The sequence below is a fragment of the Coleofasciculus chthonoplastes PCC 7420 genome, from assembly GCF_000155555.1.
Classification (GTDB): Bacteria; Cyanobacteriota; Cyanobacteriia; order Cyanobacteriales; family Coleofasciculaceae; genus Coleofasciculus; species Coleofasciculus chthonoplastes_A.
This window is the reverse complement of sequence record NZ_DS989847.1, coordinates 88,037-111,605: the sequence shown is the minus strand read 5'-3', so window position 1 is coordinate 111,605 and position 23,569 is coordinate 88,037. Positions and strand designations below refer to the sequence as shown.

The following is a 23,569-nucleotide window of genomic DNA, read 5'->3' as shown; positions in this document are numbered from 1 at the left end:
AATGCAAGATTAACCATCTGTAGGGGCGACCCGCTTGCATCAATAAAAAACTCCCATCCATTCAATTGGGTCGGGTCGCCCTCTCCTATTCATTTGGCTAATTAATGCTAAAACAACAGCAGCCTTTCAGTTTTACTAGCTGAGTGATTTCCTTCTCTTGATGATTCTCTGTGGAGTTGCACTGAATTCAAGTTTCAGTTGCCTTGCTCCCCATTGACTAACTTAGGAAATATCAGCGTTCAAATGGTTGGCTGCTGTTGTTTTTAGATGAGACAGATTGATTAATTTAGCCAGCGTTTTTACCTCTTCTTTTGAATCTAAACGTTGCTTTTGTATCTGTCTGATGAAGCTTTATTTGCTTCATAGTTCTACTTTACCACCTTTGATTGAAAGGACAAGGGAATGATACGTAAGTTTACTTTTATGGAGGAAAATGTGAAGTTTGATTAATGCTTTCCCGATTTGGATATGCTTGACAGACCACTAGGAGCAGAGGAGAGCCTCCTCGCGATCGCGGTTTCTCCCTTCCTGAAACACTTGCTTACATCTGAGCTGAGAGGAGAGGGCGACCCTAGCAAATTGAGTGGACTACAATTGTTAATTAATGCAAGCGGGTTGCCCCTACCAGGTATATTTATATTGACAAAATGCCAAACTTACGCATACTTGACTGTCGAACTACAATCTGTCTAAAAGATAAAGTAAATTCAGAATGCTTGCAAATCAAACCTTGTTTAACTACCATTCTCCTTCGATGACACGACGATGAGTTGAACGCATTGCTTGTAGAAGTTGCGTCTCCTCTTCGTCAGGTCGCCCTCTCCTATTCATTTGGCTAATTAATGCTAAAACAACAGCAGCACGTCCGATCGACTTGCTGAGTGATTTCCTTCTTTTAGTAATCCTATCTGGAGTTGCACTGAATTCAAGTTTCAGTTGCCTTACTCCCTATTAACTAGCTTAGGAAATATCAGCGTCTAAATGGTTTGCTGCTGTTGTTTTTAGAGAAGACAGATTGATTGATTTAGCCAGCGTTTTTACCTCTTTCTTTGAATCTAAACGTTGCTTTTGTATCTGTCCGGTGAAGCTTTATTTGCTTCATACTTTTACTTTACCACTCTCAAGTTGAAAGACAAGGAAATGATATGGAAGTTAACATTTGCTCGAAAAATATTAAGTTAAGTTACGATTATGGGCAACAATTGATGATCCGGCGATCATCCTGAACCAGTCGAAAATCAGGATCAAATTGAACAGTTCAATCTCTGGATTAAGTAAAAATACTTAGAGACTATTTGCAGAACACATAATTTGTGGCGTGAGGGTGGGTTTTACTGGGGGTTATCAATGGAATGCATTGATTGTTCTCTAAACTGCTCCTACTGGCGCTGTACTGGCTTTATACCGATCGCGACTGAACTGGCAAGTGATTAGATGATGGGGTTAGTATAGCAGGGAGTATTTTTACAAAAGTTCATTCTTTAGACTCAGAAATTTCCATGACGGATAGGGTAACAACGATGTCCAACGATGTTGATGCGAAGACAGATACAGATATTGAAGCGAAAGCGAAGCAAGTCCGCCTACTGCTTTACTTGTGGGATCTGGGAGGTTCAGATGTTAAGAGGGGTGAACTGACTAAACGACTGAAACGGAAGAAGGAAACAGCCGCCGATTATCAGGATAGTTATGAGACGTTAGAAAACGAGGGTGCGATCGCGGTTTCTCGGTATAAGGTATCTCTGGTACAGCCCAAGGGATTGCAGATGCTGGAAGCAGGGCTGAAAAGTGAGGCGTTTGAGTTTGAGAGTCAGATTGGCGCGAAAACCGCGAATGCGTTACTCAAATGGATTCGAGAACAAGATGTGTCGGCGGGTACTGTTAGTGATGGCGCTGTTGCAGCCGGAAAGACTGGGGAGAGTGCGATTGAGCAAAGCTCAGCGCCAAAGGCGATCGCGTCTTATGATCAGTTTAAGCAGGTGGCGCTGGATGTCTACAATCAGCTTAACCGCGACTATAACTTAGATGACTTAGTACCGATATATCGGATACGGCGGACAATCGGCGATCGCGTCTCTCGTTCCCAGTTCAACGACTGGATGCTGGAAATGCAGGCTAACGATATCTTACAGCTTCAAGGCGGCAGCGTAGAAGATAGCGCACCGGACAAGATTGAAGATTCCATCACAACCGAATTGGACGGGTTGCGCTGCTATGCCCGACGTTTAACATCATAAATTCTACAGTCTCTCTATATCGACTTGGGTGTACTACTGATTCACTTCACATCACACAACAAGGATTAGGTTCATGTCTTCCATTGAAGAATTAATCACAAATAAAAATCCCTTTGCAGGACATACTGTAGTTACACCACTACAGATCTGGGGAAAAAGCTTTCCTGATGTTCCCTCAATAAATGCTCATGCATCTGATGCTGTGTTTGATGCGGTGGCTAAAGTGCGTTGCGGGGAACGTCAAACCGTAGGAATTACAATTACGGCTGAAAAAGGGTTAGGCAAAAGCCATATTATCAGTCGGATTCGCCATCACTACCAAGCCAATAGTGATGCGTTGTTTATATACATGAATAAATATGACAACTTAAATAAGATCAATACTCTATTTAACCAAAATGTAGCGACTAGCCTTAAAGCCTTTGGTAGCCAAGGGGTCATGCAGTGGCAAGAATTAGCGGCTACTTTACTTAATGAAGCCAGAAACTGGAATTACACTCCTCAGCAATATATGGCAATTTTCCCCAAGTGGTTGAGCAAATATTCAAACAAATTAGGTGATATGCTCACCAATCTGGTTCTTCAGGTTAAACCAGATATTGATAATCCCTATATTGTAACAGCAATTTTGTGGACGCTTTCTTCTGCCCATGGTCGATATGCCATTCATTGGCTGTCTGGTGGCGAGTTAAGTCAGATACAAGCTGAGACAATGGGGCTAGCCAATCCTAAAGGAGAAGACAGAGAAGCCGACGCTTTAAATAATGCTCGCCAAATTCTCGACATCACCAGTGATTATCGAGTACCCGTAATTTGCTTTGATGAGTTAGATATTGTAGCGATTGATGATAATGGCTTTACTGTAGCCCAACTTGTTGCCAGTTTGGTCAAGGACTTGTATAACACTCTCAAACGCGGTGCTTTCTTGCTCGCTATGTATGCTGATACTTGGAGTCAGCAAGTGAGAAGTTTACCTCAAGCTGAGGCGGTAGTGGCTCGTTTGGCTAGTGAAAGAGCAGATATGCAACCGCTAAAACTGGACTATTTAAACTCAGATAAGGTAATTGAACTTGTTTCCTATTGGCTCCAAGAATTCTATGATGAAAATCAACAAACACCACCTGATCCGATTTATCCATTTGATGAAAACAAATTAAGGGAGCTTGGTAAGCAAAAACCTACGGTAAGGGCAGTGATTCGGTGGTGTGCAGAAAACTTTAAGCTTTCAGAAAATGGCAAAACCAAAAATATTGTTGAGCTTTGTTATCAAACACAATTAGATGATATTCAGCGAAATATAGATATCTTATCAGAAGAGAACAACGATGATATTGCTGACGCTTTAAAGTTAGCTTGTTCAACTCTCCAGCAGCAAACAATAGAGGGAGTAACTATTGATAGAGTAGAAGAAATCCAATGTAACAGTGTGGATCAAGGGTATATTCACTTCAAAATCGTCGGGACAGAAAATGAGCAAGAGGTTAAAATTGGAGTGGCTGTTCTTGAACAATCTGGAGGAAAATATCAGGGGGCTGCCTTAAGGCGGCTAATTGACTATAAAAGATATGACTTAACTCGTGGTTGCTTAGTTCGTTCTAAGAAAATTAACTCTGGAGCTAAACGAGCTCAAGAGCGCGTCCAGAAGCTTTTGCAGGAGAAAGGTGGAGAATGGGTGCGTTTACAGAGCCAAGATATAATTCCACTTCTCGCTATTCTATTCGTCTATGACAATCGGGAAAGTTATGAACTCAGCGAGGAGCAAATATTTGATTTTATCAAGCAGAAGCGATTAGCCATTGATAATGCACTCATTCGAGAAATTTTGAGTGATCCGTCGGGTCAAGAACCTGATAATCTAACGGATGATGATTTGCCGATGAGAATTCCTCAGACTGTTGCTGATGTAGACAATAATATCGAATTAAACGTATAACGCTATAAAAATGAACCAGCAGGTTTTACTTCAAACCGCATTTTGTCTACCCACCCCAGATATCGAAGCCTTGATCGAAGGGCGAATGATCGCCGCTATTCCGCGAATATTTGTCAATCCGGGACGACAATTTGCTCTCTATCCCTCAGATACATCCAGTAACGCTCTGCCTATCGAACAATATTATCGCTCAAATTTTATTCCCACCGCCCAAAAAAGTCTGGCTGAACTCGGTTCTGAGACGGTTCAAATTAAAGCCTGGGCAAAATGCGAACGTTGTCAAGTCTTGGATGATTCCGAATCCCTGGATTTCTTATCCCAATTAACTGTATGGACAACAGCCGGATTAGAGCAAACTCGTGTCAAACGAGGTCATATTTTTTTAGCCTACCTGCGGGTTTATCGACTCCCGCAACCGATGGAAATTCCGGTTCATCCGAGTCCCCGATTTATTCCGCTTCCCCAACCTTTAACCGTGACTCAAGACACACCTGTTTTGAGTCAAACCTTCTTTGAACAGCGCTGTCGCCAGATGGAAGAACGACAGCCGCCTCAACATCCGGAATTAGAGGAATTACAGAGTGCGATCGCGAAGCGCTGCTGCTTACAGCAAATCGCGTCATTATCAGACAGTAATCTAGCGGCGAAAGAACTCGACCAAGATATCAAAGAATTCTTAGGCTGGAGTAGCCAATCAATCGGGAGATTTGACTCTGATTTCATCTGGATTAAAACAATCGCTGAAGTCGGCAACTCTAGCGATGGTCATACCTTTGAAAAGCTGGTACGAAAAAGCTTACTAAAATTAGGATTTACCAACTCTAGAAATGACCCAAGAGCCAGCCTAAATCCAGAAGCCACTGGCGGTGCTGGTGGGATTGATTTTTATGCGGATGCACCTTATCCCATTGTTGGCGAATGCAAAGCCACCAAAAGTGAAATAGTACCCAGTAAAACTCCGGGACAATTAATTCAACTGGGGAACAATCATTTACAACAAGATTATGCTCCTTGTCTCAAACTCATTGTCGCCGCCGGGGAATTAACCCCAGATGCTTTACGAACAACTTTAAATAATCAGATTAGCGTGATTCGTCCAGAAACTCTCCAACATCTCGTGGAATTGCAAGCCCAGTATAAGGGTGCGATAGACTTACTGAAACTCAAAGCCTGCTTGCAAGATGCCTATGGGTTAGCCGATGATAAAATTGAGCAATACCTAGTAGAAGTGCGTCAAGATATCGCCGTGCGATCGCACATCGTCCAATCCGTTAAATCCTTCCAGGAAAATGCAGGGTTAGGCGAAGTGGGAGTTGATGCGATTTATGGTGCGTATATCGGTTCGAGTCCCCCCAAACCCTTAATGCCGAATGAATTGCGTGATATTCTCATTGAACTATCCTCGCCGTTAACAGGCTACTTAGGGAGAAGTAAGGGTAATGAATTGAACCGCGATCGCTTCTATTTCTTGCGCGATTTACCTCTAATTCATTAAGGTAAAAAAACCTTTTGTTGGGGACTCTTCATGAACATCTGTATCAACTTCATGTTGAAACCCCTACTAAATAAGAGATCCCCCTAAATCCCCCTTAAAAAGGGGGACTTTGAGAAATTTATTGTTCCCCCAGATACAAAAATATGCTCGCATCCTCTGGATTTTCTCATGAAACAAAAAGCGAAGAATCCTTTGGTCTCCCCCATGAAACAAAAAGCGAAGCATCCTTAGTCCTCCCCCCTCTTGTAGGCTCACAAGGGTAGGTTTTTTAAGATTGCGGTTCAGGTAAGACAAGGAAGACAGGTAGACCATCACTTCGACTTCGCTCAGCGACCGTAGACAAGGAAGAGTTTTAACGAAAAATAGGGCGTTTCGGCTTTTAGAAGTTAGTTTGACCGAACCGAATTCTGTACGGTTTTTCCCCCTTGTCTTCTTTCCTTCCTTGTCCCCTTGTCTTGTCTCCACCCTTAAATAAAAAACCTACACCTGTCAGATGAGGGGGGTAGGGGGACGGAAGGGGGATCTAAAAAGGGAAACTTCCATTTTCACAAAAGCTAGGGGTAAGAAAATGCAGAGTAATTAAGACACCCAGAATCGCACTAACAATTATACCTGTAGCAATTCGTTTAATTCGTACAAACTGTGCCAACTGACTCGCCCAAATATATTCTCGGTGTTCTTGAAGTGGCAATGGTGTATTGTTGTCCGATGCAACCAACCAAGCTGTTGCTTCCCAGAGTTGTTTACCACGTAGCAAATAACTGCGATCCCGATCATGAAAAACCCAATCCCGCCAGAGTCCGTAGAATTTAGTATGTAATCTGGCGTCTTCTGGATTAATATTGAGAGCATTCAATAATTTGGTTAAGCAAACGCCAAAATCCTCTTCTGGAGTAAAAAACATCCAGTTGATAGATCGCAGTGATAGAGGAACTGGATCAGGTTGCTCAATCACAATCGGAAAAATCCGTTTACCTTGACTTAAAGCATACTCTAACTCTTGACCACAAACCTTAGATATCGCTGAGTTTGGAGTTAGCATAAATAGAAAATAATCCGAATCTTCAATCCCTCGCTTAATTTCCTCCCACCACTCAACCGCTGGTGGAATATCTTCCCAATCTACCCAGATTTCATAATTCGGAGACAAAGCGACGTAGAGCTTTTGAACGAATACTTTGTCCTTGTGGGAGTAAGAGAAAAATAACATACTGCCACGCTCTTGAATGTCCAGTTTTCGGAAACGAGACTGGAACAAAGACAGCAGCTTCTTGGTAAAACGCGGAGGAAGAGAATGATTACTTGGGGGGTGAATGCTAGTCATCTGATATCTAAAAATATACTATAAGGCTTGAATTTTTGGAGACTTCATAGCAGCCAGGAAAAATTCCGGACATTGTTAAAAAATCTTGATAATTTTGGCAGAATAACTTTTGATATATTAATTTTCTCTAAGTTATTAGTCAAATTTCGAGTATCGACAGCTTTGTCCCTTGAAAAGAACTGAATTCGTGGGTGGAGTCGATTGAACCATAGGGAGATGTGCCAGGATCACGCCTTCGGTAACCTAAACCTAAACCCAACTCAAGGAGAGAATAATGCTGAAGAATTCCCAAACGCCCAATCAGACAAACCCGGAAAAGGGTGCAGAGAGTGGCAATTCAGACTCCATCAATCTGGATGCGATCGCCACTGACACCACCAATGCGATTAACCAACTCCCCACAGCCACACAGACGCAGCTTACAGGAACCAAAGAACTCCTGAGACAACTGCAGCGTATTATTGAGGCGGAGGATAACTTATCCCCCCAAGACAAAGCCCAAGCCTTAGAACAGGTGAAGATACTCGCCGAAGCCGGGAAGAATCCCCAAGCGCCCCAGAAACAGGGAACAGGGTTCTCATAACTCCAACCTTGACCCTTCTGCCAAAACTCAGTGAATGCCCCCCTTAGGTGCGGTGAATACTACTCCAATAGGGTATTGAACCGAATCCCTCTACCTTTTGGGTTTTTGTATTCTAAAAACATAGAAAGAGGTGGTTCTAAAAAACCCCTGAAATACTCACTTCGTTTTTAGAGGGTTATACATTATGACACTGATTCGTTGGGAACCGTTCCGGGAAATTGATTCCTTACAAAATGAAATGAACCGTCTAGTCAAAGTTAACATCGGCTAATCTTAGCCAAACACTCCTATGGGCGCACCGACGTGCGCCCTATTTCCCTGAGGTACACAGACAGATCCCCGACTTCTCCAAGAAGTCGGGGATCTTGCTTAAGGCTGTACTTCATCCGGACAATAATCCAGGACAAATTACAATTAAAGGAACTGACTAAATCTCGAATCCGCTTGTAGGGTTTTCAGTACCTGCTTAATTTCTTGGGTGCGGTCTTTTTTCACAATTAACGTCACCCCACCATCTCGCACAACCACCACATCTTCTAAGCCAATCGTCACAATCACCTCATCCTGATCACTGGTATAAAGAATCGCCCCTTGGGTATCTTTCCCTACATGAGTTGCCAGTTCCACATTCGCCGCCTCTCCCTTGTGCAAGCGTTCTAAGGCATTCCAATCTCCCAAGTCATCCCAATCAAACGCAGTCGGGAGAACATAAGCCAGTTGGGTTTTCTCCATTAAGGCATAATCAATACTGATTTTAGGTAGTTTAGAATAAGCATCAATCCCCTGTTGTTGTAACGGATTGATAATATCAGCCGCATACGTGTTTAGTTCCGCTAAAACGACGCCAGCCCGGAAAATAAACATCCCACCATTCCAGCTAAATTTCCCCGTCGCCAGAAATTTCTCGGCTGTTTCTCGGTCTGGCTTTTCTGTAAATCGAGCCACCCGATAAATTGGTAAATTATTAAACGTTCCGGCGGGTTCTCCTTGTTCGATATAACCGTAACCTGTAGAGGGGTAGTCCGGGGCAATTCCTAAGGTGACAATCGCCGCTTCAGTCGCCGCTAACTGAGTCGCCGCCTCAATGGTCTGCTGAAACGCCTGCTGGTCTGCAATCCAATGGTCTGCTGGAAAAAAGCCAACCACCGCATCTTCTCCATAGTGACGCGCAATTTCTAAGGTTGCCCACGCCACAGCAGGTGCAGTATCCCGCCCTTCGGGTTCGGCTAATATATGCTCGTTATTAAGTTGGGGTAACTGTTGTTTCACCCCGTCGGCTAATTGAGCCGATGTGATCACCCAGACATTGGCTGAACCTCCCGCCAATTGACTGAGACGGTCAGCCGTGGTCTGTAATAAACTCTTTCCACTACCATCTAAACTTAAGAACTGCTTAGGTCGGTGTTTGCGGCTAAGGGGCCAAAACCGTTCACCTTTGCCGCCAGCTAAAATTACAGGTATTAATTGACTCATTGTCCGTGCTATTCTGATTGTCTGCTACATCCTAGCCTGGGAGAGCGGAGGGGCGGAGGGAGCAGGGGGAGCTGGGGAAGCAGGGGGAGCAGGGGGAGCAGGGGAAGCAGGGAAAGCAGGGGAAGCAGGGGGAGTGGGCTGGGTAACGTTATAATCCAGCAATAGATTCGGTGAACGTCAAAGAATCCAGAACAGTTTGTGTGTGGTGAGGGTAAAACAACGTGTCGAACAGTTCCCAAACTAGCTGGAGTTTTCAAGTCTCCCATCCAGAAAGTTATCCGCGATCGCAGGGCGACTCTGATGTCGCTGAAAATGATACTGGGGATTCCCCGCCTCCCCCACCGCCAGAGGGTGATGGCGGAGAGTCCCATTCCGATGATCATTCAAATAAATCCAGTGGTGGTCGCTATATGCGCTGGTTTCTGTGGAGTGCGGCGTTTATCTTAACCGCTACAGTATCTGCTACCTTGGGCGCAACGGTTGCCCTAATTACCCCTCTGTCCCCCTTAATCGTGCCGCAAAATTTTGTCCCTGGCGCGAAAGAAAATTCCTGGCGACAAGCGTTTCGCTATGATTTAGCCCGACCCGTCAACATCCTGGTCATGGGAATTGACCGCGTTTCCGATAATGACAAAAACTCCTCCGACGTTTTCAGTGGTCGCAGCGATACTATGCTGCTGTTACGCCTCGACCCGACAGAAGAGTCTGTGACGATGCTTTCCATTCCTCGGGATACCCAAGTGGAACTTCCGGAGGTAGGACTTGCCAAAATCAATGATGCCAATGTGGAAGGGGGTGCAGCGTTAGCCGCACGGGTGGTGAGCCGTACTCTAAATGATGCACCCGTTGATCGTTATGTGCGGGTAACGACGGATGCATTTCGGGAACTGGTAGACCTGGTGGGGGGAGTTGAGGTATTTGTTCCCTATCCGATGCAGTATGAGGATGTCACCCAGGATTTGTACATTGATTTAGAACCGGGATGGCAAATCTTAAATGGAGACCAAGCCGAACAGTTTGCTCGATTTCGTAAAGACGGCTACGGCGACATTGGTCGAGTTCAGCGCCAACAAACGCTACTCAAGGCGCTGCGTCAACGGTTGCTCAGTCCCAAGGTGCTACCGCGTTTACCCCAAATCATTCGGGTGATGCAGCAATATATTGATACCAATCTCAGTTTAGAAGAAATGCTGGCGCTGGTGGGCTTTGGCTTAGATTTAGACAAAGATGATTTTCAGATGGTACTTTTGCCCGGTCGCTTCAGTGATCCAGAGGAATATGTTGCCAGCTATTGGATTATGGATTCTGCCGGACGCGATCGCGTTATGCAACAATACTTTCAGCAAACCCTTGACTGGAGTTCATCGGAGATTCGGCGTTCTCCCCAACGGTTGCGAATTGCGATTCAAAATGCCACAGATGACCCGAAATTAGCTCACGAAGTTGCTCGATATTTGGCAAAAAACGACTTCTATAATGTCTACATCATACGGGATTGGCCCGATCAGGTACGCGAAACTCAGATTATTGTGCAACAAGGCGATTTGAAAGCAGCAACCACCTTGAAAAGGGTTTTGCAACTCGGTCACGTCGAAGCCTCTTCCACAGGCGATATTGAATCCGATTTAACCATTCGTGTGGGTGAGGATTGGTTGATTCGACACCCAGAATCGGAGGAATAATGCTGGGGGAGTTATCCGTTATCAGTGAGCAGTTATCAGTTATCAGAAGTAGGGGGAGCAGAGGGAGATGGGGGAGCAGAGGGAGCTGGGGGAGCTGGGGGAGCTGGGGAAGATGAGGGAGATGGGGGAGGTGAATGATCAATGACTAGAAAAGAGTTGTATGTGTAGGGGCGGGTTTCACTACTATCGTTTTTTGCCCACCCTAATGTCACTAAACCCGCCCTGTCTAAATGATGAATTTCTGGACAAATAACGAATGACAAATAACGAATGACACATGACACATGACACATGAATTGCCGACTTAACCAACAAATTCAATTCATTATTGAAATTGATAAACTCAAGGGAATTCTGCGCCAAACCCGATTAACTGATGATTCTCGTCAGGAAAACAGCGCCGAACATTCTTGGCATTTGGCATTGATGGCGATTATTCTTGCCGAGTATGCACCTCCCCAGGTTGATCTGGGACGAGCGATAACGATGGTACTGCTGCATGATTTAGTGGAAATTGACGCGGGAGACACGTTCTGCTATGACGTACAGGGAAATCAGGATAAAGCGGTTCGGGAAGAAAAAGCCGCTACCCGGATTTTTGGCATGTTACCCGAAGACCAAGGGCAATCGTTACGGGAAATCTGGGATGAATTTGAAGCCGTCACCACGCCGACTGCCCGATTTGCCGTCGCTCTAGACCGTTTACAACCCCTGCTGCTAAATCAACAGAATCACGGTGGAACTTGGCAGCTTCATGATATTACTGAACCTCAAGTGATGCAACGTATGGAACCTGTGCAAGAGGGTACACCTCAGCTTTGGGGATTGGTTGAGCAAATTGTGGCGGACTGTATTAAAGCGGGTTATTTACAAAATGCGAGATCGCTCTCCACTGAGAGTCAAGTAGACTAGATTATTATGTCTATTGTTGTGGCTCGAAATCTGAGCAAAGTCTATCCCGTAGCGGTCAAACAACCCGGTATTAAGGGTACTCTCACCCACTTTTTGCGCCGAAAGTACCGCTCTGTCGTTGCTGTACAAAATGTTTCCTTTGAAATTGGCATGGGGGAAGTGGTGGGATTTCTCGGTCCCAATGGTGCCGGTAAAACCACGACGTTGAAAATGCTCACCGGACTTGTTCACCCTTCCGGGGGTGAGGTTAAGGTGGCGGGTCATCAGCCATTTCAGCGGGAATCGAGCTTTTTGCAGCAGATTACCCTAGTCATGGGTCAAAAGCAACAACTGCTTTGGGACTTACCCGCCTGGGATTCCCTGAGAATCAACGCCGCCGTTTATGGAATTTCTCACAACCAATTTCAACGTCGCGTCGGGGAACTGGCAGAAATGTTATCCTTAGAAGCCAAACTCACGCAACCCGTGCGGAAACTCTCCCTCGGAGAACGCATGAAAGCTGAATTGCTGGCGGCGCTTTTGCATCAACCCCAAGTCTTATTTTTAGATGAACCCACGTTGGGATTGGATGTTAATGCACAATTAGCGGTGCGGAATTTCTTACGCGAGTACAACCAGCGCACGGGAGCCACCGTTTTATTGACCAGTCACTACATGGCAGATATTACGGCGCTGTGTCAGCGAGTGCTGCTAATTTATGAAGGGCAGATGATTTATGATGGCAGCTTGGAGGGACTCCTCAATCGCTTTGCGCCCTATCGGGAGGTGAAAGTAGAACTGGCTCAACCCTTGTCAAAAGAGGAATTATCAGGTTATGCAGAAATAGAAGCGGTAGATGGGTTAGCAGTACGTTTCCTCGTGCAGCGTGAAAAGCTGACAAGTACCGTGGCTCGAATTTTAGCGGATTTAGAGGTGATAGATTTAACGGTTAGTGACCCCCCCATCGAAGAAGTCATCGGTCGGGTTTTCCGAGCCGGAGTTGTTTCGTGATTTTTGGTCATTGGTCATTGGTCATTGGTCATTGGTCATTGGTCATTTGTCCAGAAATTAATCATTTGGACAGGGCGGGTTTAGTGACATTAGGGTGGGCAAAAAACGATAGTAGTGAAACCCGCCCCTACATAGAAAACTTTTTTCTAGTCATTAATTATTTACCTTCCCCATCTGCCCCACCACAATACTGATTCAGCAGCGTCTAATTACTATGAAGCGATTAATTTATACCAGTAAGATATTTCTGTCTGTTTACTATGCTCACATGTTAGAATACCGAGCAGAGCTTTTTTTTTGGATACTTTCCAATAGCTTGCCGCTGATTCTTATGGGGGTTTGGATGCAGGCAGCTCAAGCCGGGGAGTTTGAGCTAACTCCTGAAGAATTTATGCGTTACTTCCTATCCGTTTTTATCGTTCGCCAGTTTACTGTGGTGTGGATGATTTTTGATTTTGAACGGGAAGTGGTAGAAGGCAGACTATCTCCTAAACTCCTGCAACCCATTGATCCTGTATGGCATCATGTTGCAGGTCATCTATCTGAACGCTTTGTTCGCCTACCTTTATCGGTTATGCTTTTAGGTTTGTTCTTTCTCCTCTATCCCCCAGCATTTTGGTTGCCTGGTTTGGGTGATATACTATTATTTATATTCATCACGGCAATGGCATTTGCCCTACGATTTTTAATCCAATATACCTTTGCCTTATTTGCATTTTGGACAGAGCGAGCCAGTTCACTGGAACAATTTTGGTATTTATTCTATTTGTTTCTGTCAGGAATGATGGCACCGTTGGAAGTTTTTCCCCCTACAGTCCGAGCCGTTGCCGAGTGGACACCTTTCCCTTACTTGGCTCATTTTCCTGCCGCGTTGTTAGTTGGGCTACCTGTTAATTTTGTCAAAGGAATTTTGGTTATGGTGGGTTGGGGATTGTTGTTTTTTACCATCAATCGCTGGTTGTGGCGCAAGGGATTGAAGCAGTATTCGGGAATGGGAGCTTGAGATGGGCGGAGGTGCAGGGGTGCTGGGGAAATATAGACGTGCCATGGCACGTCTGGAAGATGAGAGCGGGTTGAGTAACATTAGGGTGAGAATAAACGATAATAGCCAAATCCGCCCCTACACATCGCTCAGGGCGGGTTTTGAACAAACTTTATTATCCACAACTAAAAGAAAGTTCCTCAACCCGCCCCGACAAATCATTTTCCCTGAGCAAGGTTAAGGGTTCCCTAATCTCCAATCACTATTTTTGATCAAATTTGGCAACAGCATTTTGGAAGGACTGCTGTAAATCCAGCCAAGCGGCTTCTACACCAATTTTGATATCTTCCCAAGCATCTTGACTAGCCGTCTGGAGTTTTTCCAGTTGCTTTTGCACCGCAACCTGTCTTGTTTGCAGTTCCTCAAGCAGGCTAGTGTACTGAATCTTAGTATCAGCCTGGGCTTGGGCTGCCTTGGCTTTCATTTCATCAACCTGAGCATTTAGCTTGTTTAACTCAGCTTGCACTTTGTCTCGGTATATCTGTTGCTGGTTTGGTTCGGTAGCCATAAGAATACCTCATTAACGTCAAAAATTTGCCTCAAAAAGGCTGGGTACGCCTCAAAAAGGCTGGATAAAACCATAAATGTTTAATTCCTCCTTCATTATTGAGTGATTCGTCTGGTTCATTCATCTATCTTTTGAATGATATAATCCAGTTCTGTCTTCTATCTAGCGAGATAACTAATTTGTTGTAGCGTCTGATACGCTCAGTTGAAATAGGGGTGATGCACTTGCCCTGATTCGTTTGCAGTGACTATCCAACGGGAAAATGGTAGACCAAGCTCTAAGCCAACAAACCCATGCCGATTCCTACAAACACCGGGGTCGGAACTGGTGGAACAAGCTCACCGCCTTAATTGCATGGGCAAATATCCTGCTGGCATTATTCAATCTCAGCTATATCCCATTGCGGGATGTTTATGTGCGAGAATTTCCTAAGATCGCAACATTCTATGACCCGGTGAAAAGTATTGAGCCTCATCCGGATACCCAACGTTATCTCCAAACCGTTGATGCTTTAACTGTACAACTCTCCCAGCAAGGACTACAAGCACCGCCAACCGAGCAAGTCTTGCAAGAGTTGCGCCAACAAAGTAATGATCTGATTGAAGAGAACCCATTTTTGGCAGCCAATAAGTTTGGTACATTCGCTAAATTGAAGCGGCGGATGCGGGATCATCTGAATACGGAATCAGCCAAGCAAGCCTTTGCGCGATTTTGGCGACAGGAGTATCTGGTGCAAGTGGGCTGGGAAAACGCCCTCTCATTCTTTAACAGCGATATTCGACCGCTACTGAACAGCAATTATTTTCGACCCACCGACGAAAATGGTCAACTTGTTGATAACTTCTGGCGTATTGACCTTTATTTTATTGCCTTTTTTGGGATTGAGCTTTTATTCCGTACCTTCTTCATGTCTCGACGCCAAGAGAAGTTGACCTGGGGAGATACCCTCTGGCGGCGTTGGTACGACATGCTGCTGCTACTTCCCACCTGGCGCTGGTTACGCATTATTCCGGCATCCGTGCGATCGCATCAATCGGGATTGTTCAATATGGAGCGAATTTTAGCACAAGTCACCCATGAACCAGCGGCGTATTTGGCAGATCGGGTATCGATGTTTTTGATGGTGCGACTGATTAATCAAACCAAAGAATCTGTTGATAAAGGAGATATGGCGCGTGCCATATTGCAACCTGAGGCTTATGTTCAAGTTAGTGATATTAATAAAGTTGATGCGATTACAGACAGACTTTTAGAACTCTCGATTTATAAAGTCTTACCCCAAGTTCAACCCGATTTACAGGCATTGTTGCATCATAGTCTCAAGGGAGCGCTGCAACAATCAGATTTTTACACGGGATTGCGACAAGTACCGGGAATGAAAGGGTTGCCCAAAGAGGTTATGGAAAACCTGGCTAATTATTTAGCCCAAGCCACTTATGAAGTCATAGCCACCTCCTACTCTGATCTGCAAGGGCGACAACTATTTGACCAACTAAGTCATAATTTTAAGTACGCCCTGCGGGAAGAACTACAGGATGAGGCAACCCAGTTAGAACTTCAGTCGTTGCTGTCTGATTTGTTAGAAGAATTTAAGATTAATTATGTGCAGCGTTCAACTGATGAAGATCCGGAAGCCACTTTAGAAGAAGCTGATCAACTGCGTCAAGAGATGGAAAATCCCAAAATTCAGTAGTGTTTCACATTCTACAGGTCAAGTTATTCCCTACGCCAAAATGGGCGTAGATGCTAGTATTTGAAAGGATAATAAAGGCAGCGATCGCGAGTGGTGACCATGACATCGACAAAACTCTCTCCTCAAGTAACAATTCCCCGCTTAGAAAACGGCGATAAACTCAACCGTATTGAATTTGAGCATCGCTATTCAGCTATGCCTGATCTGAAAAAAGCGGAATTAATTGAAGGAATCGTTTATATGGCATCTCCCCTCCGGATTACCCAACATGGCGAACCCCATGCTCATATTATGTTGTGGCTAGGCTTCTACACAAGTTTCACTCCTAATCTGCAATTGGGCGACAATTGTACAGTTAGGCTGGATCTCGATAACGAACCTCAACCGGATGCTATTCTGAGAATTAAAGTCGGTGGACAATCAACGATTAGCGACGATGATTATATCGAAGGTGCGCCTGAGTTAATCGTAGAAATTGCGGCGAGTAGTGTTTCCATTGATTTGCACCAAAAATTCAACGTATATCGCCGCAATGGAGTACAAGACTATTTGGTATGGCGAGTTGAAAACGGAGAATTAGATTGGTTTAGGTTAAATGCAGGAGATTATGTTAAAGTTGAGTCCAATAGCGATGGGATAATTTGTTCAGTTTTTTTTCCAGGATTGTGGCTAGATAGAACGGCGTTATTAGCTGGAGATTTAGCCAAGGTTTTAGAGGTATTGCAGCAGGGATTAGCCAGTCAGGATCATCAAGATTTTGTTTCAGACTTGGCATCACGTCAGTAGGTGTTAGGTGTTAAATTTTAATTGAAATGGCATTTAAAATTGACATTGGGGGAGCGCAAAAACCCTGGATATGCCGTAGGGTGGGTTGAGCGAAGTCGAAACCGACCCAGTTTAAGGAGCATGACATTTTAAGTGTTAAGTTTTTTTATAGAGTAGAAACGCGATCGCAATGGATTATCCCGATATCGATATTGCCCCTCTCATTGATCATGCTCTCCTCTCGCCCACGGCGACACCTGAACAGGTAGAAAAATGGTGTCGTGAAGCTGATCGATTTCAGTTTGCCACAGTCTGTGTCTATCCGGTGTACGTCAAACTCGCGGCTGAACTCTTACACAACAAAACGCCCAAGGTTTGTACCGTGATTGGCTTTCCCAGTGGCGCTACCACAACTGCGGCTAAACTCTACGAAGCCCAAGAAGCAGTAGAAAATGGCGCGACGGAATTGGATGTCGTGCTTCATCTAGGGGCATTAAAAACTGGGAACACTGATGCTATCTATCGCGAAATTGCCCCAATCTGCGAGGAAACCGGGCAAACCGTCAAAGTTATCTTAGAAACAACGCTTTTAACTGACACGGAAAAACAACTCGCCGCCGAAATTTGCATTGATGCTGGGGCGCAATATCTCAAAACCAGTACAGGTTGGCATGGAGGTGCAACGGTGTCGGATGTCAAATTTTTGAAAGACTTGACAAAAGGACAAATCGGGATTGAGGCTTCAGGAGGTATCCGCACCATCGAACAAGCGTTAGATTTAGTCATAGCCGGAGCAACCCGATTAGGAACCTCTCGTGGACCAGAGTTGTTGCAACAGCGTGAGGGAAAAGACAAGGAATGAGGTTTAAGTATGTAGGGGCGGGTTTAACCAATAACGTGGCGACTCAAACCATTAACGTAACTAAACCCGCCCCCACCAAATCCGAGAGTCTTGACATGACACGAATGACAAATGACAAATGACTAAAACCTATAACGCCACGGGGATTAATCTGAAAAGTATGCCGCTAGGTGAAGCCGATCGCCTAGTCACGATTTTAACGCCAGAGTGGGGATTGATTCGGGTAGTGGCACCAGGTTCCCGCAAACAGAACTCGAAATTGGCGGGTAGAATGGGCTTGTTTGTCGTGAATCAGTTACTGATCTACAAAGGGCGATCGCTTGATAAAATTACTCAAGCTGAAACCTTGGAATCCTATCCGGGATTGGCGAAGGATTTAGGCAAGCTGGCGGCAAGTCAGTACCTAGCGGAATTAGTCTTATGTCATGCTCTAAGTGAGCAACCCCAAGCCGAATTGTACGCTTTATTTAATGAGCATCTGCGGCGATTGGAACAGTTACCCCCATTAAGTAGCAGTCACTCCGGTACATCTCTCCTTTTGGCACACCTTTGCCAGGGAATTTTTCACCTATTGGCGTTAGCTGGGATTGCGCCGCAAGTGCAACAGTGTTGTATCTCTCAGCACCCGATTCAGCCTGATTTTACGGATCAGAATTGGCAAGTCGGGTTTAGTGTGGAGGCAGGTGGAACCTATCGTTTAGCGGTAGAGGCGTCTCAACCTCAGAGGGTACTCCACCCCGTTGCTAGCCGTAGCCATGATGTCGATCAATCCCCTCTGCCACGGTTGACCTGTAAACTGAATGCCATTGAATTAACAATCGTACAACAGCTCGCGGCGGCTGAGTTATCCCCGTCATGCCTAGACGCGATCGCGCCCCTCTGGGTAAAAGTGGAGCGCATGTTACGGGATTATGCCCAGTATCACTTTGGTCGTTCCATTCGTTCAGCCGCGTTAGTAGACGCCTTGGCGATGTCTGCCGAATCATAGACCCGCCATACATAATTTACCGGACACCGCGTATCTTTAGACAAGGGCGAGTCGAGACAGGTTAATTCTCACACCGCCATATTTGTGCAGCGACTCGCCCCTACAACCGCACTAATCCCGAACATCCTGAAAATCATGGCAATCGATTCCCTATAAATAATTTGTGGTCTAATTTAGCATCTGTCCACAAACGAACATAGATGGTTTTTACGGCGAAAGCCGTCCTCCACGAAGTCAAAAGCCCACACTCTACCTGATTAGAGATTAGCGCTGGGTAGTTCACATGCGATGATAGAGAAAGTGTAGTTTCATACAAAACCGATCAAAATACCTGGAGTGGACGATTCACCCATTGGGTTGATCAGCCACAGCAGCCAACTGAAGAGTAAAGAATGCGATTATCTGAATCTGAATCCAAACGAGTTAACCAACATCCTGCCCAAAAAAAGTCATCGTCTGCGACTAAGCGCAATTATCGAGAACCTCACCAGCCGCCGCGTCAAGCAGAGAACGTCCCGGCGAAAACGGCTGAACCGCCTGCTGAACCGAGCAAACAAGGGTTTGTACCCGTTCTGAAAAATGTAAACTTTTTAACCTTGTGGAGTGGTCAGGTTTTTTCGCAGCTTGCTGATAAAATCTATCTGGTGTTGATGATTGCCTTGATTGCTAGCCACTTTCAGGCGGCGGGAACTAGCATCAGTGGTTGGGTTTCAGCCTTGATGATTGCGTTTACGATTCCGGCTGTCCTGTTTGGTTCCTTGGCGGGAGTATTCGTGGATCGCTGGTCAAAAAAGGCGGTACTTGTCTCGACAAATCTGCTGCGAGGTGTTTTGGTTTGGTCCGTTCCGGCGATGTTATGGCTGACTCAGGATTGGAGTCCCATCTATAAGTTACCTGTCGGCTTCTATGGCTTGTTAATTATCACATTCCTAGTTTCGACCTTAACCCAATTTTTTGCCCCGGCTGAACAAGCGGTTATTCCGTTGATTGTCAAGCGTCGTCATTTGCTCTCGGCGAATTCTCTTTATACCACGACGATGATGGCATCCTTGATTATTGGATTTGCCGTAGGTGATCCCCTTTTAGCATTGACCGATAAATTGGTGGCGCAGTTGGGGATTGACTGGCAATTTGGCAAGGAATTGGTTGTCGGTGGGGGGTATGCGATCGCGGGATTGTTGCTGCTAGTGCTGAAAACTGGTGAAAATACTGAACCCACTGAAGGTGAAACCCCCCACGTTTTTGCCGATATCTGGGAGGGACTGCTTTACCTCAAACGGCAACGGCGCGTCCGCAATGCCATGATTCAATTAGTTATATTATTCTCCATTTTCGCCGCTTTAGCCGTGTTAGCGGTACGACTCGCCGAAACCCTTCCAGGAATGAAAGCCTCACAGTTTGGCTTCTTACTGGCAATGGGAGGAGTTGGAATGGCGGCGGGTGCAGCGATTCTGGGACATTGGGGTCAGTATTTTACCCACAATCGCTTGAGTCTCTACGGATCAATCGGCATGTCAGCAGCGCTAGTGGGATTATCGGTATTTACTCATAATCTCTGGATGGCGTTAGCAATGACCGCCCTGTTGGGGATGTGTGGGGCGATGGTAGGGATTCCCATGCAAACCACCATTCAAGCCGAAACCCCGGAAGAGATGCGGGGGAAGGTTTTTGGGCTGCAAAATAATGGCGTGAATATTGCCCTGAGTCTGCCCTTAGCCTTAGCGGGTTTAGCCGAAACCTGGCTGGGTTTAGCTCCCGTCTTATTTAGTTTAGCCATAATTGCGATCGCGGGAGGGTGCTTAAACTGGTATATTTCCGGTACAGGATCAGCGATGTTAACCCACGCTGACAAATAGAGACTCACGATTCAACTTGAATGCATATCGCCTGGATCGGAAAAAAATCACCCTTTTGTGGCAATGTCACTTACGGTCGAGAAGTTACTAATGCTTTACTCGACCGGGGATACCAAGTTAGTTTTCTCCATTTTGCCCACGACGAAACCGCCGCAGATCCCCTGTGTTCGGGTTGTCAGGAGGTATCCCTCCCTTGCTTGTATAAATCCCAAGTTTATACGATTCCCTCACCCAAAGCGAGTAAGGTGCTAAAACAGGCTCTACAGCAACTGCGCCCGGATTTAGTCCATGCGTCTCTCACTTTGTCTCCCTTAGATTTTCTGCTTCCAGAAATCTGTGAAGACCTGAATTTACCCCTCGTTGCCACATTTCATCCCCCCTTTGATGGCAAACGCCGCAATTTAAAATCGGGAACCCAACTGGTTGCTTATCAACTCTATGCCCCGTTTCTGGCACACTATGATCGGGTGATTATCTTTTCTCAACTGCAACGGGATTTGCTGGTGCGTTTGGGAGTTCCTCGCCATAAACTCGCTGTAATTCCCAATGGAGTTGATGTGCTCAAATATGCTCCTGGCACATCGAATTTGAAAGTCCGATTTGATGCCCAACGTCTATTTGTTTATCAAGGTCGCATTGCTACAGAAAAAAATGTAGAGGCGTTACTCAAGGCGTGGAAACAGTCGGAAATGGGCGATCGCTGTAAGCTTTTGATTGTCGGGAATGGACCTCTAGTTCCCACGTTAAGACCTTTTTATGATAGATACGATGGGATTCTCTGGTTAGGATTTGTGGCAGATGAACAGCAGCGGATTGAGATTCTGCAAGCTGCCGATGTATTTATTTTGCCGTCGTTATTAGAAGGACTCTCCTTATCATTACTCGAAGCCATGGCTTGTGGTTTGGCTTGTGTCGCCACCGATGCGGGGGCGGATGGTGAGGTTTTAGAAGGTGGCGCGGGTATTATTCTGAATACCCATCGGGTCACGTCTCAATTGAATACGCTATTGCCCTTGTTACGAGATCATACGGAATGGACAACGCTTCTGGGTCAAAAAGCTAGAGCTAGAGTTTTAGAACGCTATACCCTAAGTGGGAATATTAGTCAATTAGAAATTTTATATAAAGAGGTCTTGAAAGGAACTCAGGCTTGCGTTACTCATCCTAGTCCCTCCTCCTTATAAGCAATGCCAATTCGGGAGAGTGGGAGGGCAGAGGGAGCTGGGGAAGCTGGGTTCGTAGTAGGCACTTTAGTGCCAGAAGCGAAGACAGCGCTTACTACAAACTCTAAAGTCAGTGGCATTCGACCTAAATCACTCTGTTGGATGAGTCAAATGGGTGATGTTGAACTCGTTACTTCTGCCATACCTTAAAGAAAGGTTACATCTTCCCCAGCTTCCAGACGTGCCGTGGCACTGCATTGCCTCCTCATACCAAATCCACCTTTATACATACATTTATTTATACCTTGAGTCCTATTGCCTGTTGCCTGTTGCCTTGTCCCCACCATACAGGGGGGTAGTTGACCCGAAGCATCAACCAACCGCTTGGTCAAGATTGCGCTACAATGTAAAGTAGTGTTAAGTAAAGTAACCAAATATTCATTAACTTAATCTTTACAATTACAAAGCTAGCGACCTCGATCCGTCAAAGAGGAATAACAGTGACTCAGACAGCACCAAATCCCAAGAAAAGCCAGTTGAATCGTTCTTCTATCGCCAAACCTGTCGAACTCAAACAGGATGTCGATGTTGTCTTCTATCTCCCTGATGCTGAAGCCGACACTTATGCACAAGATGCAGGTTCCTCTCCCCAATCTGGAACCGAGGACGCCAAAAAAGGCTGGCTATCTGGAGGAAAAGGGCTGTTTTTAGGCATCGGCATTGGTGTCCTCTTAGCGTTAGGGGCGACGCGCTTAGTCTCGTCTCAACAAGCAGACGCCCCAACAGCAGAACCTCCCGTCGCCACATCATCTGCCCCGAGTCAAAGCGTAACTGTAGCCCAAGTGACATCCGAGAGTGTCAACCGCCGCTTAGACGCCACCGGAAGTGTCGCTGCTTTTGAAATGAGTCCCGTCTTGTCTCAGGCGACAGGCTTACAAATTCAACAGGTGTTGGTGGAAGAAGGACAAGTTGTCAAAGCTGGACAGTTATTAGCCCGCCTCGATGATTCGGTACTCCAGGCACAATTACGCCAAGCCCAAGCATCTGTGGCTCAAGCCGAAGCCCGCCTCGCGGAACTTCGGGCAGGTTCCCGTAGTGAAGAAATTGCCCGTGCTAAAGAAGTGGTGAGCAGCGCTGAATCTGCTGTTGCAGCCGCCGAGTCAGACTTAGAATTAGCTAGAACCCGGGTCGATCGCAATAAAAAGCTGCAAGCTGAAGGTGCTATTGCCCGCGATCGCTTAGATGAAGTCTACAATCAAGAACGCAGCTATCGTTCCCAACTCGAACAGGCACAAGCCCGGTTACGAGAAGCCAACCAGCAACTTGCTCAACTTCAGGCTGGACCCCGACGGGAAGTGATTACCCAAGCCGAAGCCCAACTCGCCCAGGCACAGGCACAGGTGCAATCGATGATGGCACAACTCAACAACACCCGCATCGTTGCCCCGGTGAGTGGTAAAATAGCCGAACGGAATGCCCGTGTGGGAGATGTCACCTCTGGTTCCCAAACCCTATTCAAAATCATCGAAAATGGACGTTTAGAACTGATTGTTAACGTCCCCGAAACCCAACTTCCCCAAATTAAACCGGGACAATCGGTAACGATTACCTCAGATGCAGATAGTAGCTTGCAACTGTCGGGTAAAGTTCGGGAAATTGACCCGATCATTGATGAAGCCTCCCGTCAGGCGCAGGTGAAGATCAATTTACCTGCCTCAGCTGCGTTAAAACCGGGAATGTTTTTACGGGCGTCGATTACCACCTCAGCCGCCCAAGGGTTAACAGTACCCGCCAAAGCTATTTTGCCTCAAAGTGACGGTAGTGCGATCGCCTATATCTTGCAACCCGATAATACAGTGAAAGCCCAGTCTGTTGAGGTGGGTGAACCTCTGAGTGATAATCGGGTGGAAATTAAAAGTGGGTTATCTGTAGGCGATCGCGTGGTAGTTAAAGGTGCAGCTTATTTAAAAGATGGCGATACCGTTGAGGTGGTTAACTGATTCGATAAACAGGATTTTGATTACCCGGTAGGGGTTTGGTTTCCAAACCCTCTTTGGTTTCCA

Annotated in this window: 23 protein-coding genes; 19 read left to right on the top strand and 4 right to left on the bottom strand. The window is 45.8% G+C overall.

What is annotated here, in order from left to right; translation table 11 throughout:
• Nucleotides 1-1,520: 1,520 nt before the first annotated feature.
• The 3 genes from MC7420_RS11230 to MC7420_RS11220 all read left to right on the top strand — a co-directional run bounded on the left by MC7420_RS11230 (nt 1,521) and on the right by MC7420_RS11220 (nt 5,665).
• Nucleotides 1,521-2,237, top strand: coding sequence for a hypothetical protein (locus MC7420_RS11230; protein ID WP_198016432.1), 717 nt, complete (start codon nt 1,521-1,523; stop codon nt 2,235-2,237).
• A gap of 73 nt (nt 2,238-2,310) precedes the next feature.
• Nucleotides 2,311-4,170 (top strand): hypothetical protein, encoded by a 1,860-nt coding sequence (locus tag MC7420_RS11225; protein ID WP_006100708.1) that lies wholly within the window; start codon nt 2,311-2,313, stop codon nt 4,168-4,170.
• A 10-nt stretch (nt 4,171-4,180) separates the two neighbouring features.
• Nucleotides 4,181-5,665, top strand: coding sequence for a DUF1802 family protein (locus MC7420_RS11220; protein ID WP_006100443.1), 1,485 nt, complete (start codon nt 4,181-4,183; stop codon nt 5,663-5,665).
• Between the two features lie 523 nt (nt 5,666-6,188).
• Here the strand turns inward: MC7420_RS11220 and MC7420_RS11210 are convergent.
• A complete protein-coding gene (locus MC7420_RS11210; protein WP_071777213.1) occupies nt 6,189-6,875 on the bottom strand; it encodes a toll/interleukin-1 receptor domain-containing protein in 687 nt (228 codons plus the stop codon).
• A gap of 388 nt (nt 6,876-7,263) precedes the next feature.
• Between MC7420_RS11210 and MC7420_RS11205 the strand changes: the two genes are divergently transcribed.
• Nucleotides 7,264-7,572, top strand: a complete 309-nt coding sequence (locus MC7420_RS11205) for a hypothetical protein (protein WP_006100625.1) — start codon at nt 7,264-7,266, stop codon at nt 7,570-7,572.
• A gap of 414 nt (nt 7,573-7,986) precedes the next feature.
• Here the strand turns inward: MC7420_RS11205 and MC7420_RS11200 are convergent, their stop codons facing one another.
• On the bottom strand, nt 7,987-9,045 hold the full coding sequence (locus tag MC7420_RS11200) for a mannose-1-phosphate guanylyltransferase (protein ID WP_006100604.1): 1,059 nt from the start codon (nt 9,043-9,045) through the stop codon (nt 7,987-7,989).
• A 221-nt stretch (nt 9,046-9,266) separates the two neighbouring features.
• Here MC7420_RS11200 and MC7420_RS11195 point away from each other — a divergent pair, with 221 nt between their 5' ends.
• The 6 genes from MC7420_RS11195 to MC7420_RS11175 all read left to right on the top strand — a co-directional run bounded on the left by MC7420_RS11195 (nt 9,267) and on the right by MC7420_RS11175 (nt 13,852).
• Nucleotides 9,267-10,727, top strand: a complete 1,461-nt coding sequence (locus MC7420_RS11195) for an LCP family protein (protein WP_006100446.1) — start codon at nt 9,267-9,269, stop codon at nt 10,725-10,727.
• 291 nt (nt 10,728-11,018) lie between these two features.
• Complete coding sequence (locus MC7420_RS11190; RefSeq protein WP_006100728.1) at nt 11,019-11,639, top strand: HD domain-containing protein; 621 nt, start codon at nt 11,019-11,021, stop codon at nt 11,637-11,639.
• A gap of 6 nt (nt 11,640-11,645) precedes the next feature.
• Nucleotides 11,646-12,629, top strand: a complete 984-nt coding sequence (locus MC7420_RS11185) for an ABC transporter ATP-binding protein (protein WP_006100710.1) — start codon at nt 11,646-11,648, stop codon at nt 12,627-12,629.
• Nucleotides 12,626-12,823, top strand: coding sequence for a hypothetical protein (locus MC7420_RS39530; protein WP_006100618.1), 198 nt, complete (start codon nt 12,626-12,628; stop codon nt 12,821-12,823). Before MC7420_RS11185 ends, MC7420_RS39530 begins: the two co-directional genes overlap by 4 nt.
• Nucleotides 12,824-12,843: 20 nt before the next feature.
• On the top strand, nt 12,844-13,632 hold the full coding sequence (locus MC7420_RS11180; protein WP_044206564.1) for an ABC transporter permease: 789 nt from the start codon (nt 12,844-12,846) through the stop codon (nt 13,630-13,632).
• A 43-nt stretch (nt 13,633-13,675) separates the two neighbouring features.
• Nucleotides 13,676-13,852 (top strand): hypothetical protein, encoded by a 177-nt coding sequence (locus tag MC7420_RS11175; protein WP_157453135.1) that lies wholly within the window; start codon nt 13,676-13,678, stop codon nt 13,850-13,852.
• Between the two features lie 21 nt (nt 13,853-13,873).
• Here the strand turns inward: MC7420_RS11175 and MC7420_RS11170 are convergent, their stop codons facing one another.
• Nucleotides 13,874-14,179, bottom strand: coding sequence for a hypothetical protein (locus tag MC7420_RS11170; RefSeq protein WP_044206560.1), 306 nt, complete (start codon nt 14,177-14,179; stop codon nt 13,874-13,876).
• Nucleotides 14,180-14,441: 262 nt separating this feature from the next.
• On the opposite strand from MC7420_RS11170, the gene MC7420_RS11165 reads away from it, so the two are divergent.
• From MC7420_RS11165 to MC7420_RS39525, 8 genes are all read left to right on the top strand, one after another.
• Nucleotides 14,442-15,872, top strand: coding sequence for a hypothetical protein (locus MC7420_RS11165; RefSeq protein WP_006100507.1), 1,431 nt, complete (start codon nt 14,442-14,444; stop codon nt 15,870-15,872).
• 99 nt (nt 15,873-15,971) lie between these two features.
• On the top strand, nt 15,972-16,658 hold the full coding sequence (locus tag MC7420_RS11160; RefSeq protein ID WP_006100383.1) for a Uma2 family endonuclease: 687 nt from the start codon (nt 15,972-15,974) through the stop codon (nt 16,656-16,658).
• Between the two features lie 163 nt (nt 16,659-16,821).
• The gene (gene deoC / locus MC7420_RS11155; protein WP_044206557.1) at nt 16,822-17,499 is read left to right on the top strand and encodes a deoxyribose-phosphate aldolase; all 678 of its coding nucleotides are present in this window, start codon (nt 16,822-16,824) and stop codon (nt 17,497-17,499) included.
• Nucleotides 17,496-17,621, top strand: coding sequence for a hypothetical protein (locus MC7420_RS43325; RefSeq protein ID WP_269546262.1), 126 nt, complete (start codon nt 17,496-17,498; stop codon nt 17,619-17,621). The genes deoC and MC7420_RS43325 overlap by 4 nt, the downstream gene beginning before the upstream one ends.
• The gene (recO, locus tag MC7420_RS11150; protein ID WP_006100417.1) at nt 17,618-18,487 is read left to right on the top strand and encodes a DNA repair protein RecO; all 870 of its coding nucleotides are present in this window, start codon (nt 17,618-17,620) and stop codon (nt 18,485-18,487) included. Before MC7420_RS43325 ends, recO begins: the two co-directional genes overlap by 4 nt.
• Before the next feature lie 392 nt (nt 18,488-18,879).
• Nucleotides 18,880-20,343, top strand: a complete 1,464-nt coding sequence (locus tag MC7420_RS11145) for an MFS transporter (RefSeq protein ID WP_006100473.1) — start codon at nt 18,880-18,882, stop codon at nt 20,341-20,343.
• A 20-nt stretch (nt 20,344-20,363) separates the two neighbouring features.
• Nucleotides 20,364-21,527 (top strand): glycosyltransferase family 4 protein, encoded by a 1,164-nt coding sequence (locus MC7420_RS11140; RefSeq protein ID WP_006100401.1) that lies wholly within the window; start codon nt 20,364-20,366, stop codon nt 21,525-21,527.
• A gap of 3 nt (nt 21,528-21,530) precedes the next feature.
• Entirely contained in the window at nt 21,531-21,716 is a 186-nt protein-coding gene (locus MC7420_RS39525; protein WP_157453134.1) for a hypothetical protein, read from the top strand.
• Here the strand turns inward: MC7420_RS39525 and MC7420_RS42420 are convergent.
• Entirely contained in the window at nt 21,713-21,898 is a 186-nt protein-coding gene (locus MC7420_RS42420; RefSeq protein ID WP_006100586.1) for a hypothetical protein, read from the bottom strand. The genes MC7420_RS39525 and MC7420_RS42420 overlap by 4 nt on opposite strands.
• Before the next feature lie 108 nt (nt 21,899-22,006).
• On the opposite strand from MC7420_RS42420, the gene MC7420_RS11135 reads away from it, so the two are divergent.
• Nucleotides 22,007-23,506: an efflux RND transporter periplasmic adaptor subunit gene (locus MC7420_RS11135; protein WP_006100599.1), complete on the top strand. Its 1,500-nt coding sequence runs from the start codon at nt 22,007-22,009 to the stop codon at nt 23,504-23,506.
• Nucleotides 23,507-23,569 lie beyond the last annotated feature (63 nt).